Origin of the sequence: Streptomyces sp. NPDC005878, assembly GCF_040629815.1 — a bacterium.
Classification (GTDB): domain Bacteria; phylum Actinomycetota; class Actinomycetes; order Streptomycetales; family Streptomycetaceae; genus Streptomyces.
In genome coordinates this window covers 220,757-234,565 of the sequence record NZ_JBEXWK010000002.1, presented here as the reverse complement: position 1 = coordinate 234,565, position 13,809 = coordinate 220,757, and the positions used below count along the sequence as shown (strand labels likewise).

Sequence of the window (13,809 nt, the reverse complement as noted above, 5' to 3'; positions counted from 1 at the left end):
ACCCACGCTGACCGGCAGGGACTCCCCACGTACGCACTGTACGGCGAGAAACACACAGGTAGGCTGCTGCCTCGCCTGCCAGCCGAAAGGACCGCGCCGTGCCGACGTCCAGCGCCAGCACCACCGACGCCTCCAAGCCATCCGCCGCGAGCGGTGGCGTCCAGTCCCTCGAGCGCGCCTTCGACCTTCTGGAGCGGATGGCCGACGCGGGGGGTGAAGTGGGCCTCAGCGAGCTCTCCGCCAGCAGCGGTCTGCCGCTGCCGACCATCCACCGTCTGATGCGCACGCTGGTGGCCTGCGGTTACGTACGCCAGCAGGCCAACCGGCGGTACGCGCTCGGCCCCCGTCTGATCCGCCTCGGCGAGTCCGCGGCGCGGCTGCTCGGCACCTGGGCGCGGCCGTATCTGGCCCGGCTGGTCGAGGAGACCGGCGAGACGGCGAACATGGCGCTGCTCGACGGGGACGAGATCGTGTACGTGGCGCAGGTGCCCTCCAAGCACTCCATGCGGATGTTCACCGAGGTGGGCCGTCGTGTGCTGCCCCACTCCACGGGCGTGGGCAAGGCACTCCTCGCGCACACCCCGCCGGAGGAGGTGCGGGCGCTGCTCGCGCGTACGGGGATGCCCGCGGCGACGGAGAAGACCATCACCACGCCGGAGGGGTTCCTCGACGCGCTGGAGCAGGTGCGGCAGGCGGGGTACGCGGTCGACGACAACGAGCAGGAGATAGGGGTCCGCTGCCTCGCGGTGTCGGTGCCGAACTCCCCCACGGCGGCGGCGATCTCCATCTCGGGCCCGGCGGGCCGGGTCACGGAGACCGCGACGGAACGGATCGTCCCGATCCTCCAGGGGATCGCGGAGGAACTGTCGGCGGCGCTGGCGAACACGGCGGGCCAGGCTTGAGTTCGGGAGTGCGGCGGCGGTTCTCCGGCTGCGGGTGGCGTGTTGGCTGGCCGCGCAGTTCCCCGCGCCCCTGAGGGGTGCGGCCACGTACGCCCGGCGGGCCGGGGGCGAGTCCTTCGGCTGCGGGCCGAGGGTGGCTGGGCGCGCAGTTCCCCGCGCCCCTGAGGAGTGCGGCCACGTACGCCCGGCCGGCCGTGGGACGACTTCCTTCGCTGCGGGCCGTGGGTGGCTGGGCGCGCAGTTCCCCGCGCCCCTGAGGGCCTGCGGTTAGTTCTTCCGCTGCGGGTGGTGTGTGGCCGGGCGCGCAGTTCCCCGCGCCCCTGAGGGGGTCGGCCGTACCCGGGAAGCTGGCTCGGGCCTGTGTCTTTAGGGGCGCGGGGAACTGCGCGAGCAGCCCACCACCGGCCCGCAGACGAAGTCCGAGCCTGAAGGGGCGCGGGGAACTGCGCGAGCGGCCCACCGCCGGGCCGCAGGCGAACGCGCGGCCAAACAACCGCCCCCCGGACCGCTTCCTCAGCCACGCAACCGCCCATCCCCCATCCCCACCACCCGATCCACCCGCCCCAAATGCCCCGCATCATGCGTGACCAGCACCGTCGCCGTGCCCCGCTCGCGGGTGAGGCGGACCAGGAGGTCCAGGACCGACGCGCCCCGCGCGTGGTCGAGCGCGCTGGTCGGCTCGTCCACCAGCAGCACCGCCGGCTCGTTCATCAGCGCCCGCGCGATGTTCACCCGCTGGCGCTCACCCCCGGACAGCTGGTGCGGACGCCGGTCCGCCCGGTCCGCGAGACCCACCGCGTCCAGGAGCGACAGCGCCCGCTCCCGCGCCGCCCCGGGCCTGCGCCCCGCCAGATGCGCCATCACCTGCACCTGCTCGGCCGCCGTCAGCGACGGCAGCAGGTTCGGCTGCTGGAAGACGATCCCGACGTGCGAGCGCCGCAGCGCCGCCCGCTCGGCGGCGCTCAGCGACCCCGTATCGGCCCCCGCGACCACCACCCGCCCCCGCTCGGGCGTGATCAGCGTCGCCGCCACGGCGAGCAGGCTGGACTTGCCCGATCCGGACGGCCCGACGCACGCCGTCACCGTCCCGGCCGGCACGGCGAGGGACACCTCGTCCAGGGCGGTGAGCCGCCCCTCCCCGTCCGGGTACGTCAGTGTCACGGCGTCCAGGACCAGCGGCGCGTTCATCGGGCACTCCCCAGGGCGGTCAGCGGGTCGACGGCGGTGACGCGCCGGATGGACAGGGCGGCGCCGAGCGCGCCGAGGGCGATCAGGACGAGCGCGGGCACCAGCGTGGTGCCGACGGTCAGGGCGAACGGCACGGCGTCCCCGACGAGAGCGCCGACCGCCACCGCGAGCCCCGTCCCGGCCACCGTCCCCGCGCAGAGCAGCAGCACCGCCTGCCCCAGCGCGTCCCGCAGCAGATAGGGCGTGGACGCGCCCAGCGCCTTGAGGACCGCGATGTCCCCGCCGCGCTGGATCGTCCACACCGTGAAGAACGCGCCGACGACCAGCGCCGAGATGGCGAAGAGGAAGCCGCGCATCAGCTGGAGAGAGCCGTTCTCGGCCCGGTAGGACGGCAGTGCCGCCAGCGCGCCGTCCCGGGTGCGGGTGGTGGTGCCCAGCGCCCGGTCGGCTGCCGCGAGGTCCACGCCGTCGCCGAGGGTCAGCGCCACCACCGTGGCGGGCGCCCCGGGCGCCAGCGCCGTCCAGACGACCGGCGTGTGGCTGTAGGCGTCCTCGCCGCGCACCGCCGCGACGGTCAGCGCCCGGCCCCCAAGGGCCACCGTGTCGCCCACCCGCGCCCGCAGCGCCTCCGCCGCGCCCCGGCTGAGGACCACGGCCCCCTCCCGTACGGCAGCGAGCCCCGAGCCGGGCCGTACCGCGAACACCGACACCGCCTCCGTCCGCTCCCCCGCCCGCGCGTTCACCGTGGAGATCGCGACCGGCTCGGCACCCCGCACCCCGGGCACCCGCCGCCACCCCTCCCAGACGGCCGGGCCGAGCGATGAGCTCGTGAACGACACCGCCCGGCCGTCCGGCGGCGCGGCGAAGGCGAGCCGGTCGGCGGGCAGCCCGACGACCGCCGAGGCGCTGTCCCGGGCGAGCCCGGCGGTCAGGCCGGACAGCAGGCCGACGAGCAGGGTGATGAGCACCACCACCGTCCCCATCAGCGCGAACCGGCCCTTGGCGAACCGGAGGTCTCTCCATGCGACGAACATGGCTCCAGCCTCCCGGCCCGCCCCCGCCGGGACATCACGCCGCAGCACACCTCGGCCGGATCGAAGGACGGAGCCGCACATCGAACTTTCGGTTGACCGGGCCGGGGCCGGTCCCGCCTACGCTGGAAGTCCTATGGACTCCCGCCCCCACGCCCCGGCCGCCCGGCTGCTGCGCCTGTGTCTGCACGCGCTGCTCGCCGGACTCCTCGCGCTGGTCGCGGTCCGCTCGACGGGCGACGCGGCGGTGTACGCGGCGGTCGGCGCGATGGCCGCGGTGTACGCGGCAGGGGTGCTCTCCCCCGCCGTGCGGCCCCGGACCCGCGCGGGCGCCTGGTGGCTCGGGGCGCTCTGCGCGGCCTGGCTGGTGCTGCTGGCGCTGTCGCCGGACGCGCTGTGGGTGGCCTTCCCCCTGTACTTCCTCCAGCTGCACCTGCTGCCGCGGCGCTGGGGCCCGCCCACCGTGCTCGCGACGGCCGGCGCGGCCATCGCGAGCTTCCTGCTCCACGGCGAGCGGGTCACGCCCGGCGCCTTCATCGGCCCGCTCCTCGGCGCGGCCGTGGCGGTCGCCACCGTCCTCGGCTACGAGGCGCTGTACCGCGAGAGCGAGCGGCGGCGCGAGCTGATCGAGGAGCTGGTGTCGACCCGCGCCGGGCTCGCCGAGGCGGAGCGCGCGGCGGGCACGCTCGCCGAGCGCGAACGGCTGGCCCGGGAGATCCACGACACGCTGGCGCAGGGCCTGTCCTCCATCCAGCTCCTGCTCCGGGCCGCCGAGCGCGCGCTGGGGCCGGACGACCCGGCCCGCGCCCATGTCGAGCAGGCGCGTACGGCCGCCCAGGACAACCTCGCGGAGGCCCGCCGGTTCGTCCGGGCGCTCACCCCGCCCGGTCTGGAGCGGGCCTCGCTGCCGGGCGCGCTGGAGCGCCTGTGCGCCTCGACGCCCGAGCCCGCTGTGCGGTTCGGGGTGAGCGGCACCCCGGTCGAGCTGCCCACGCCGTACGAGGTGGCGCTGCTGCGCATCGCGCAGTCGGCGCTCGCCAACACCGTCCAGCACGCGGCGGCGCAGCGCGCGGAGATCACGCTGAGCTTCATGGACACCTCGGTGGCACTGGATGTCGTCGACGACGGCAGGGGTTTCGAACCCGGTCGTGAGCGCCCCTTCGGCACGGGCGGGTTCGGGCTACCGGCGATGCGGTCGCGGGCGCGTTCGCTCGGCGGCACCCTGAGCGTCGAGTCGGCACCCGGCCAGGGCACGGCCGTCGCCATCACCCTGCCGCTGCCGGCACGGGAACGGGGCGCGGTGTGAGCGCCGGACCGATCAGGCTGCTGCTCGCCGACGACCACCCGATCGTCCGGGCGGGGCTGCGCGCCGTCCTCGGCACCGAGCCGGACTTCACGGTGGCCGGGGAGGCCGCGACCGCCGAGCGGGCGGTGGAGCTGGCGGCCACGGGCGGTTTCGACGTCGTGCTGATGGACCTCCAGTTCGGCGCCGGGGCACACGGCTCCGAGGCCACCGCGGCGATCACCGCGCGGCCGGGCGCGCCCCGGGTGCTGGTCCTCACCACGTACGACACGGACGCCGACATCCTGGCCGCCGTGGAGGCGGGCGCCTCCGGGTACCTGCTCAAGGACGCGCCGCCGGAGGAGCTGGCGGCGGCCGTGCGCACGGCGGCGGCCGGGCAGTCGGCGCTCGCCCCGGCGGTGGCGCACCGGCTGATGGACCGTATGCGCACCCCCGCCGAGGCGCTCACCCGCCGGGAGCTGGAGGTGCTGCAACTGGTCGGCGACGGCCTCTCCAACCTCCAGATCAGCAAGCGGCTCTTCCTGAGCCAGGCGACCGTCAAGTCCCACCTGGTCCACATCTACGCGAAGCTGGGAGTGGAGTCGCGCACGGCGGCGGTCGCGGCCGCCGGCGCGCGCCGGCTGATCCGGCGGCCCGGCTGAACGGGCGGCCCGGTTGAAGGGGCGGCCGGGGCTTATTTCCTCTACGCCTGCGCGTCACCGTCCGCCCGGAAGGGCATGCATGCGGCATGTGTCCGGCCTGACCCGCGTGGAGGCCCCGTATGCCACAGACAGCCCGCCAGTACTGGTGGAATCTGCAAGGACGCACCAGGCTCAACTTCAACTGGGGCATCATCAACCACGACTCGACGGTGATCATCACGGCGTCCGAGTACAGCGTGGACAACAACGATCCCCGGCACAGTCCCCGGTTCGTCGGCGCCGCCACGGTCACGGTGGAGAACATCAGCCCGCACTCCCCGCCCTACGACCCCAACCACGGCGTCACGTTCACGGTCAACGTGGAGTGGGGCGCGCCGCTGCACATCGTCACCGACATCACGGTCCTGGACGGCCCGCCGGTCGCCATCGAGTACCAGAACGGCTGAGGGGGGCCGATGCCGCGTACCGCACGTCAGTACTGGGCCGGCCTCCAGGGCCGTACCACGCTGAACTTCAACTGGGGCGCCATCGACCACGACTCGACGGTGATCGTCACGGTCTCCGAGTTCAGTGTCGACCCGGGCGACCTCAAGCACAGCCCCCGGTTCACGGGGGCGGCGCCGGTACGGGTGAGCAACATCAGCCCGCACTCCCCGCCGTACGACCCCAACCACGGGGTGACGTTCGTGGTGACCGTCGACTGGGGCGCGCCGCTGCACATCGTCACCGACATCACGGTCCTCGACGACAAGCCCGTCCACCGGCTCTGGGACGGCGGCCGGCTGGCCTTCACCATGCAGGCCCAGCAGCAGACCAACTGGTGCTGGGCGGCGGTCTCCACCAGCATCGCGCGGTTCTACGACGCGGGCAGCACCTGGACCCAGTGCGCGGTGGCCAACTCGCAGACCGGCCGCACCGACTGCTGCGGCGGCGGGGCGAGCGGCGCCGGCTGCAACTGCCAGCAGCCGCTGGACAATCCGCTGCGGATCGTGGGCCACTTCGACCGGATGGTGAACAGCCGCGTGGACTTCGCGGGCGTCGAGTCCGAGATCAAGGCGGGCCGCCCGCTGTGCGTCCGGATCGGCTGGTCGACCGGCGGCGGCCACTTCCTCACCGCGATGGGCGTGGACGCGCCGCAGAGCGGCTCGAACGCGATCGTGGCCGTCGACGACCCGATCTACGGCCGCTCCGACCAGGTCTACAACACGCTCGCGACCAGCTACCAGGGCAGTGGATCCTGGACCCACAGCTACTACACCCGGGCTTAGGGACGGACCATGGCGCTTCAAGTACCGCAGCCACCCCAGGAGTCGCGCTCGGCCGCGGAGGCCGGGGTCGAGCTCCTCGCGGGTCTCGGCCGGGTCCGCACCGCGGCCCTGCTGCCCGCCGCGGCCGACGAGCTCCGGCTCGCCCATCCGCTCCAGATGTACGTGATCGGCCTCGCCGATCTGCCGGGCGGTCTCGACCGGGCCCGGCCGGTCGCCTGGCGCTATCTCGTCCAGCACGACTCGGGGCCGGTCGCGCTCGCCGAGACGGTACGGGACGAGGCGGGCGGGCACGTCTTCAGCCAGCTCAACTACGGACCGTTCGTGGCGGGGACGGCCGCCGCGCTGGAGGCGGCCGGGCACGAGCCGGGCGACGCGGAGGTGCGGCTGCTGCACCTTCCGGCCGTGCACCTCATCGCCGTCTGGCGGCACTCGCCCGGCTCGGACACCCTGGTCCCGGCGGCCCCGGCGCCGACGGGTGTCGAGGCGGACCGGGCGTATCCGGCGGCCGAGCTCTTCGCGCTGCTCGCCCGGAACGCCCCGGAGGGGGTGCTGCCGCCCGAGGCGGACGACGACCGGGGCGGCGGCTGAGCCCGGGGGCAAGAGCCGGAGAACCGACGGGCGGGGAGCCGGGGAGCCGGGGGGCCGGAAGATGGGGGGCCAAGAGCCGATGTGCCGGCAGAGCGCGTGACCAGCCGCGGACGGTCCGCCGTCCACCGCCGGGCAGCCGGCTCAGCGCGGTGGTTCCCCGAACAGGTCCACCGCCTCCCGGACCCCCTTCACGGCCACGGACAGCGCGCTCACCGACCCTATCGACCCCGCGATCAGCAACAGCGAGCGGCGCAGCCGTAACACCTCCGGCGCGCCCGAGAGCGCCATCGCGTCCAGCGCCGCCAGTTCGTCCTCGGCGACGGCCCGGTCGGGGAACTCCGCCGGATACCCCGCCAGCTCCCGGCGCAGCCGCGCCACGGCGACCCGCAGCCCCGCCACCTTCGCATCCGTACTGCCGGTCACGGGCCTCTGCTCCACGCGTCGCAACAAAGTTCCTTCCCCACGCACGCTTTCGTGCTGGCGCTCACAGCCCGTCAGCGAAGGTCAACTGACGGGAGTTGCGGGTCAGTTAACGCCATCGCGCCCGGCGCGCGCCACCGTGTGGACGGAATTCGGGGGGCGCATTCGGTATACGTGGGTCCATGACACCTCCGACGAACGACGAAGCGCAGGTCGTGGGCCTGCTTCTGGCGGCAGGCGGCGGGCGGCGCCTCGGCGGCCGCCCCAAGGCCCTGTTGACGCACCGGGGGCGCCCGCTGGTGGAGTACGCCGTGCGGATGCTGCGCGAGGGCGGCTGCACCGGCGTGCACGTCGTGCTGGGCGCCGCAGCGGACGAGGTGCGCGCCCGCGCCCGGCTGGAGGGCTGTGTGCTGGTGGAGAACCCGGAGTGGGCCGAGGGCATGGGCTCCTCCCTACGGGTCGGGCTCGCCTCGCTCGGCGGCACGCACGCGGGGGCGGCCCTGGTGAGCCTGGTGGACCAGCCCGGCATCGGCGCCGAGGCGATCGGGCGGGTACGGGCCGCGTACCGCTCACCGGCCTCGCTCGCGGCGGCGGCGTACGGCGGCAGGCGCGGCCATCCCGTCCTCCTCGGCGCCGACCGGTGGCAGTCGGTGGCGGCGGGCGCGCACGGCGACCGGGGGGCGCGCGCCTATCTCGCGGAGCACGAGCGGGAGATCGCCCTCGTCGAGTGCGGGGACGTGGCCGAGCCGTACGACATCGACACCGAGGCGGATCTCGGGCGGCTCGGCTGATCCTCCGGTACACCTGGAGTGAACACGGTGGCACCGAGCGCCACGATCTGTCGACCCGGAGAATCTCGACATCAACAAACCATTGAACTTCCACTATGAGGAAACTAGTATCCACTGTTCAGAAGCGCCCGACTGATTGAGACGGCGCCCCCAGTCGCATCCCGGGGCCTGGCACTCCGTGCCATTTCTGCTTCCGGGCGGCCGGCCAGGGCACCGCCCGCGAAGGAGTGACAGCACATGTCCGCACCAGCGCCGTCCCCGCTGGCCATCGTCGACGCCGAGCCCCTGCCCCGGCAGGACGAGGTGCTCACCGACGCGGCCCTCGCGTTCGTGGCCGAGCTGCACCGGCTGTTCACGCCCCGCCGCGACGAGCTCCTGACCCGCCGCAAGGAGCGCCGCGCCGAGATCGCCCGCACCTCCACCCTCGACTTCCGCCCCGAGACCGCGGCCGTGCGCGAGGGCGACTGGAAGGTCGCCCCGGCCCCGGCGGCGCTCGATGACCGCCGGGTCGAGATCACCGGTCCCACCGACCGCAAGATGACCATCAACGCGCTGAACTCGGGCGCGAAGGTGTGGCTGGCGGACTTCGAGGACGCCTCCGCCCCCACCTGGGAGAACGTTGTCCTGGGCCAGCTCAACCTGATCGACGCGTACGAGCGGAAGATCGACTTCACCGACCCGAAGTCCGGCAAGTCGTACGCGCTGAAGGACGCGGGCGAGCTCGCCACCGTCGTGATGCGCCCGCGCGGCTGGCACCTGGAGGAGCGCCACCTGCGCTTCGACGGCCGCCCGGTCCCCGGCGCCCTGGTCGACTTCGGCCTCTACTTCTTCCACAACGCCAAGCGCCTGATCGAGCTCGGCAAGGGCCCCTACTTCTACCTCCCCAAGACGGAGTCGTACCTGGAGGCCCGCCTCTGGAACGACATCTTCGTCTTCGCGCAGGACTACGTCGGCATCCCGCAGGGCACCGTCCGCGCGACCGTCCTGATCGAGACGATCACGGCCGCGTACGAGATGGAGGAGATCCTCTACGAGCTGCGCGACCACGCCGCCGGGCTCAACGCCGGCCGCTGGGACTACCTCTTCTCCATCGTCAAGAACTTCCGTGACGGCGGCGCGAAGTTCGTCCTGCCGGACCGCAACGCGGTGACCATGACGGCGCCGTTCATGCGCGCCTACACCGAACTCCTCGTCCGCACCTGCCACAAGCGCGGCGCGCACGCCATCGGCGGCATGGCGGCGTTCATCCCGTCCCGCAAGGACGCCGAGGTCAACAAGGTCGCCTTCGAGAAGGTCAAGGCCGACAAGGACCGCGAGGCGGGCGACGGTTTCGACGGCTCCTGGGTCGCGCACCCCGACCTGGTGCCGATCGCGATGGCCTCCTTCGACGCGGTCCTCGGCGACCGGCCGAACCAGAAGGACCGGCTGCGCGAGGACGTCTCCGTGGCGCCCGGCGACCTGATCGCCATCGACTCCCTCGACGCCAGGCCCACCTACGACGGACTGCGCAACGCCGTCCAGGTCGGCATCCGCTACATCGAGGCCTGGCTGCGCGGCCTGGGCGCCGTCGCCATCTTCAACCTCATGGAGGACGCGGCCACCGCCGAGATCTCCCGCTCGCAGATCTGGCAGTGGATCAACGCGGGGGTGGTCTTCGAGAACGGCGAACTCGCCACCGCCGACCTCGCCCGCCGGGTCGCAACCGAGGAACTGGCCGCGATCCGCGCCGAGATCGGCGAGGAGGCCTTCGCGGCCGGCCGCTGGCAGCAGGCCCACGACCTGCTCCTGAAGGTCTCCCTCGACGCGGACTACGCCGACTTCCTGACGCTGCCCGCCTACGAGCAGCTCGTCGGCTGACCCGACGCCGTCGCACGCGGGGCCGGGGCGGATCCTTCGCCTCCGGCCCCGCGCCGCGTCCGCCCTGCCAGAATGAGCGGATGGTACGCGCAGGCAGGGTCGCCGTGGTCGGCGGCAGTATCGCGGGGTGCGCGGCGGCCGTGGCCGCCCACCGGGGCGGCGCGGCGGAGGTCACCGTCTTCGAACGGGCCTCGGGCCGGCTCGCGGACCGGGGCGTGGGACTGGCCGTGCACAACGACCGGTACGCGGAGCTGGAGGCGGCCGGCTACCTCGACGCCACCATGCCCTGGCTCCAGTTGAGCCGGCGGTGCTGGTACGTACGGGACGGCTCGGCGCCGCTGGGGCGGCGGATCGGGGTGCTGCCGTTCCCCTTCCGCACGTACAACTGGGGTCCCCTCTGGCACGAGCTGCGCGAACGGGTGCCGAAGTCCGCCGACTTCCGGGCCGGGGCGGCCGTCGAGGCGGTGGAGGTCACCCCGGACGGCGTGGAGCTGGCGACCGGCGGCGGCAGCGAGCGGTTCGACCTGGTGATCGGGGCCGACGGCTACCGCTCGGTGGTTCGCACGGCCGCCTGCCCCGAGGTGCGTCCGCGCTACGCGGGCTATCTGGCCTGGCGGGGCGCCTTCGCGGCCGAGCGGCTGATGGCGCCGGAGTTGTGGCCCGACGAGGACTGCGTGTACGCCGTGTTCCCCGGCGGGCACGTGATCATCTACCGCATCCCCGACGGCCGGGGCGGGCTGCGGATCAACTGGGTGCTGTACACCGCGCCGCCCCCGGACCTCGGCCCGCGCTTTGACAACCCCACCAGCCTGCCGCCCGGCACCCTCGCCGCGACCCTGCACACCCGGCTCGCCGAGATCGCCGACACCTGCCTCGCGCCCTACTGGGGCCAGTTGGTGCGTACGACCACCGCCGAGGAGCTCTTCGTCCAGCCGATGTACGACTTCACCGCGCCGCACTACGCCACCGGCCGCCTGGTCCTGGCGGGCGACGCGGCGACGGTGGCGCGCCCGCACACCGGCGGCGGCGCGGTCAAGGCGCTCCAGGACGCCACCGCCCTGGAGGCGTGCCTGACCGCCGGACCGGACTGGCCGGCGGCGCTGCGCGCGTACGGCACGAGCCGGGCCGCGACCGGCAGGTCCATGGTGGAGCTGGGCCGGCAGCTCGGGGCCGGGCTGGTCGAGCGGACGCCGGACTGGAGCGCGATGGACCAGGACGGCCTGGAGAGGTGGTGGCGGCAGGCTGACGGCTCGGGCGCGTTCGGCGGTCGCCGCCTCACCTCGTAGGCGTACCGCCGATGACGACCGTGCGCTGGGCCGAGAAGTCGCCCCACTTCCCGTCGGGGAGGCGGGCGCGGAGCCGGAGGCGGTAGCGGGTGCCGGGCTTCTCGGCGGAGACGGTGAGGCTGTACGCCGCCCGGCCCGGGGGCGGTGCCGCGCCGAACACGATGGTCGTGGTCAGCCGTCCGTCGAGGAAGAGCTGGTAGGCGGTGACCGGACCGCCGGTGCCGGGCGGGCGCCAGGAGAGCGCGACGGTCGGCACCCCCGCCGCCACCTCGTAGCGGGCGCCGAACCCGGTGGGCGCGGTACTGGCGGGCGCGCCCGGCGCGGACGCCGTGGTGAGGTCCACGGCGCCGCTGTCCGGCGAGGAGCGGTCGGCGGCGTCGCGGGCCCGGACGGTGAAGGTGTAGACGGTCCCGGGCCGCAGCCCGGTGACCCGGGCGCTCGTCTCGCGCCCGGGGACGCTGTGGATCCGTACGTCCTCCTGGTAGACGTCGTAGGCGGTGACGCCCACGTCGTCGGTGGCGCGCCGCCAGCTCAGCAGCGCCGCGCGGCTCCCCTCGGCCCGGCCCCGCAGCGCGCCCGGGGCGGTGGGCGGCGCGTGGTCCGCGGGGCTCGGCGCGGGGGTGGTGACGGTGACGGGGGCGCTCGGGGCGGAGAGGTTGCCGGCGGCGTCACGGGCGCGCACGGTGAAGCTGTGGGCGGTCGAGGGGGCGAGCCCGTCGACGTCGATCATGTGCTTGGTGCCCGGAACGGCCCTGACCCGGGTGCCGCCCTTCAGGACCTCGTACCCGGTGACGCCCCGGTCGTCGGTGGACGCCTCCCACATGACGTGCACGGAGGTGGCGCTGCCGGCCTGCGCGGTCACCGCGCCCGGTACGGTCGGCGCCGTGCCGTCCCGCTCCTGGGCGGTCGCGGAGCAGGCGGCGAGGGCGAGGGCGGCGGCGAGCACCGATACGGCGTGGCGGACGGGGTGGTGCACGGCCGGGACCTCCCTCCGTACGAGTTGGTCCAGACCTATATCGCACAGTCGGCGGCGTACGGCAAGGGGGCGGACGCTCCGGGTCCGGCCGGGAATTCCTCCCGCCCTTCGATGAGTTCCGCCCGCCGCGCCGGTCTGTACCGGCATGGACACTCACCCGCAGTCCCCCCGCCCCGACCTCGGGCCCGCCGCCGACGCCGTGGCCCGTCTGCTCGGCGGTGTACGCGAGGAGCAGCTCGCGGCGCGTACACCGTGCCCCGCGTACTCGGTACGCGAGCTCATCGGGCACCTCGACGGACTGACCACCGCCTTCGAGGCGGCCGCCCGCAAGGACTTCGGTCCCTCTACCGCCACCGACCCGGGGTCGGTCACCCCCGTGCCGCCCGCCGACTGGCGCGCCGGGCTGCCGGGGCGTCTCGCGGCGCTGGCCGAGGCGTGGCGCGCGCCGGAGGCCTGGGACGGTGACACCCAGGCGGGCGGCTTCACGTTCCCCGCCGCGATCGCGGGCGTGGTCGCGCTCAACGAACTGGTCGTCCACGGCTGGGACCTGGCGCGGGCGACCGGGCAGCCCTACGATCCGGGCGCGGCGAGCCTGGCGGTGGTGCAGGGCTTCTTCGAGGCGAGCCGCGACGACGCGATGCGCGCACCCGCGTTCGGGCCGGTCGTGGAGGTGCCCCGGGACGCCCCGGCGCTCGACCGGGTGGTGGGGCTCAGCGGGCGGGATCCGGGCTGGACCGCCTGAGCCCGTACGGCCGCGGGCACCGGTGCGCCCGCGGCCGTACGGGACGTCAGACGGGCTCCCGGGTCGGAACCTTGAGCTGGTTGAAGCCGTAGTACACGGCCAGTACGCCGTGCGCGGCGAGCGTCAGCGGCGCCGAGACGAAGGCGAGCAGGACCGTCGCCGGATAGGCGAGCGAGCCGACGGCGAAACGGGCGCGGGTGGCGCGGGCGGCGGTGAAGTCGACGCGTTCGTCGAAGAGGCGGCCGGTGCGGGTCACATGCCACCACAGCGCCTGGAAGTTGAGGGCCATGACCACCATGAGCCCGCTGTAGACGGCGGCGGCCACGTGCGAGGCGTCGTCCTCCCGTAGGTATTCGGCCATCAGCCCGGCCGGCCAGGGGATCGCCGCGACCGTCATGAGCAGCAGCAGATTGAGGAACATCAGTGTGCGGTCGACGCGCACCACGTAGCTGAACAGCGTGTGGTGGTTGACCCACATGATGCCGATGACCAGGAAGCTCACCACATAGGCGGCGTACGAGGGCCACTGGTGCCCCAGGTCGCTCCAGAGGTGGTCGCCCGCGTGCGGGGGCACCTTGATTTCCAGGATCAGAAGGGTGATCGCGATGGCGAAGACGCCGTCGCTGAAGGCCTCCACCCGGCTCGATTCATTCACCGGGTGAACTGAACCCGAACCGCGCCGAATCTTCAACTTCCTTTTGCCGCAAGGGTGTACGGCTCTCCACGGTAGTGGTAGGAAAGTTTCCTAACAAAACAGGGAACGACCGACTCCCCCAGGAGGTCAGGTGCTCACCCCCCACTCCAGCGCCCTCGCAC

At 73.9% G+C, this 13,809-nt stretch carries 15 protein-coding genes; 10 read left to right on the top strand and 5 right to left on the bottom strand.

Going from position 1 to position 13,809, the window contains the following annotated elements; genetic code table 11:
* Window positions 1-98 precede the first annotated feature (98 nt).
* On the top strand, window positions 99-902 hold the full coding sequence (locus ABZ404_RS04990) for an IclR family transcriptional regulator (protein WP_358836959.1): 804 nt from the start codon (window positions 99-101) through the stop codon (window positions 900-902).
* A gap of 513 nt (window positions 903-1,415) precedes the next feature.
* On the opposite strand, the gene ABZ404_RS04985 is transcribed toward ABZ404_RS04990, so the two are convergent.
* Both ABZ404_RS04985 and ABZ404_RS04980 read right to left on the bottom strand, forming a co-directional pair.
* Window positions 1,416-2,090 carry an ABC transporter ATP-binding protein gene (locus tag ABZ404_RS04985; RefSeq protein WP_358836958.1) on the bottom strand — a complete coding sequence of 225 codons (675 nt, stop codon included), beginning with the start codon at window positions 2,088-2,090 and terminating at the stop codon, window positions 1,416-1,418.
* Window positions 2,087-3,124: an ABC transporter permease gene (locus ABZ404_RS04980; protein ID WP_358836957.1), complete on the bottom strand. Its 1,038-nt coding sequence runs from the start codon at window positions 3,122-3,124 to the stop codon at window positions 2,087-2,089. The genes ABZ404_RS04985 and ABZ404_RS04980 overlap by 4 nt, the downstream gene beginning before the upstream one ends.
* A gap of 133 nt (window positions 3,125-3,257) precedes the next feature.
* On the opposite strand from ABZ404_RS04980, the gene ABZ404_RS04975 reads away from it, so the two are divergent.
* The 5 genes from ABZ404_RS04975 to ABZ404_RS04955 all read left to right on the top strand — a co-directional run bounded on the left by ABZ404_RS04975 (window position 3,258) and on the right by ABZ404_RS04955 (window position 6,921).
* Window positions 3,258-4,427, top strand: a complete 1,170-nt coding sequence (locus tag ABZ404_RS04975) for a sensor histidine kinase (protein ID WP_358990126.1) — start codon at window positions 3,258-3,260, stop codon at window positions 4,425-4,427.
* Window positions 4,424-5,065 carry a response regulator transcription factor gene (locus ABZ404_RS04970; RefSeq protein ID WP_358831434.1) on the top strand — a complete coding sequence of 214 codons (642 nt, stop codon included), beginning with the start codon at window positions 4,424-4,426 and terminating at the stop codon, window positions 5,063-5,065. Before ABZ404_RS04975 ends, ABZ404_RS04970 begins: the two co-directional genes overlap by 4 nt.
* A gap of 119 nt (window positions 5,066-5,184) precedes the next feature.
* Window positions 5,185-5,511, top strand: a complete 327-nt coding sequence (locus ABZ404_RS04965; RefSeq protein ID WP_358831433.1) for a hypothetical protein — start codon at window positions 5,185-5,187, stop codon at window positions 5,509-5,511.
* 9 nt (window positions 5,512-5,520) lie between these two features.
* Window positions 5,521-6,333 (top strand): papain-like cysteine protease family protein, encoded by an 813-nt coding sequence (locus ABZ404_RS04960; protein ID WP_358831432.1) that lies wholly within the window; start codon window positions 5,521-5,523, stop codon window positions 6,331-6,333.
* A gap of 9 nt (window positions 6,334-6,342) precedes the next feature.
* Window positions 6,343-6,921: a hypothetical protein gene (locus tag ABZ404_RS04955; RefSeq protein WP_358831431.1), complete on the top strand. Its 579-nt coding sequence runs from the start codon at window positions 6,343-6,345 to the stop codon at window positions 6,919-6,921.
* A gap of 141 nt (window positions 6,922-7,062) precedes the next feature.
* Here the strand turns inward: ABZ404_RS04955 and ABZ404_RS04950 are convergent, their stop codons facing one another.
* Entirely contained in the window at window positions 7,063-7,371 is a 309-nt protein-coding gene (locus ABZ404_RS04950; RefSeq protein WP_358831430.1) for a DUF5955 family protein, read from the bottom strand.
* Between the two features lie 152 nt (window positions 7,372-7,523).
* Between ABZ404_RS04950 and ABZ404_RS04945 the strand changes: the two genes are divergently transcribed.
* From ABZ404_RS04945 to ABZ404_RS04935, 3 genes are all read left to right on the top strand, one after another.
* Window positions 7,524-8,132, top strand: a complete 609-nt coding sequence (locus tag ABZ404_RS04945; RefSeq protein ID WP_358831429.1) for a nucleotidyltransferase family protein — start codon at window positions 7,524-7,526, stop codon at window positions 8,130-8,132.
* A 237-nt stretch (window positions 8,133-8,369) separates the two neighbouring features.
* Entirely contained in the window at window positions 8,370-9,989 is a 1,620-nt protein-coding gene (gene aceB, locus ABZ404_RS04940; RefSeq protein ID WP_358831428.1) for a malate synthase A, read from the top strand.
* An 80-nt stretch (window positions 9,990-10,069) separates the two neighbouring features.
* Window positions 10,070-11,275: an FAD-dependent monooxygenase gene (locus ABZ404_RS04935; RefSeq protein WP_358831427.1), complete on the top strand. Its 1,206-nt coding sequence runs from the start codon at window positions 10,070-10,072 to the stop codon at window positions 11,273-11,275.
* Here the strand turns inward: ABZ404_RS04935 and ABZ404_RS04930 are convergent.
* Entirely contained in the window at window positions 11,265-12,251 is a 987-nt protein-coding gene (locus tag ABZ404_RS04930; protein ID WP_358831426.1) for a fibronectin type III domain-containing protein, read from the bottom strand. The genes ABZ404_RS04935 and ABZ404_RS04930 overlap by 11 nt on opposite strands.
* A gap of 145 nt (window positions 12,252-12,396) precedes the next feature.
* On the opposite strand from ABZ404_RS04930, the gene ABZ404_RS04925 reads away from it, so the two are divergent.
* Window positions 12,397-12,993 carry a TIGR03086 family metal-binding protein gene (locus ABZ404_RS04925; protein ID WP_358831425.1) on the top strand — a complete coding sequence of 199 codons (597 nt, stop codon included), beginning with the start codon at window positions 12,397-12,399 and terminating at the stop codon, window positions 12,991-12,993.
* A gap of 46 nt (window positions 12,994-13,039) precedes the next feature.
* On the opposite strand, the gene ABZ404_RS04920 is transcribed toward ABZ404_RS04925, so the two are convergent.
* A complete protein-coding gene (locus tag ABZ404_RS04920; protein ID WP_358831424.1) occupies window positions 13,040-13,648 on the bottom strand; it encodes a TMEM175 family protein in 609 nt (202 codons plus the stop codon).
* Window positions 13,649-13,809: the final 161 nt, after the last annotated feature.

What these genes read in the sequence shown, in the direction of transcription:
- ABZ404_RS04945 (WP_358831429.1), top strand. Translation starts at nt 7,524, where the DNA reads ATGACACCTCCGACGAACGACGAAGCGCAGGTCGTGGGCCTGCTTCTG.
- ABZ404_RS04960 (WP_358831432.1), top strand. Translation starts at nt 5,521, where the DNA reads ATGCCGCGTACCGCACGTCAGTACTGGGCCGGCCTCCAGGGCCGTACC.
- ABZ404_RS04925 (WP_358831425.1), top strand. Translation starts at nt 12,397, where the DNA reads ATGGACACTCACCCGCAGTCCCCCCGCCCCGACCTCGGGCCCGCCGCC.
- ABZ404_RS04985 (WP_358836958.1), bottom strand. Translation starts at nt 2,090, where the DNA reads ATGAACGCGCCGCTGGTCCTGGACGCCGTGACACTGACGTACCCGGAC.
- ABZ404_RS04935 (WP_358831427.1), top strand. Translation starts at nt 10,070, where the DNA reads ATGGTACGCGCAGGCAGGGTCGCCGTGGTCGGCGGCAGTATCGCGGGG.
- ABZ404_RS04955 (WP_358831431.1), top strand. Translation starts at nt 6,343, where the DNA reads ATGGCGCTTCAAGTACCGCAGCCACCCCAGGAGTCGCGCTCGGCCGCG.
- aceB (WP_358831428.1), top strand. Translation starts at nt 8,370, where the DNA reads ATGTCCGCACCAGCGCCGTCCCCGCTGGCCATCGTCGACGCCGAGCCC.
- ABZ404_RS04980 (WP_358836957.1), bottom strand. Translation starts at nt 3,124, where the DNA reads ATGTTCGTCGCATGGAGAGACCTCCGGTTCGCCAAGGGCCGGTTCGCG.
- ABZ404_RS04975 (WP_358990126.1), top strand. Translation starts at nt 3,258, where the DNA reads ATGGACTCCCGCCCCCACGCCCCGGCCGCCCGGCTGCTGCGCCTGTGT.
- ABZ404_RS04965 (WP_358831433.1), top strand. Translation starts at nt 5,185, where the DNA reads ATGCCACAGACAGCCCGCCAGTACTGGTGGAATCTGCAAGGACGCACC.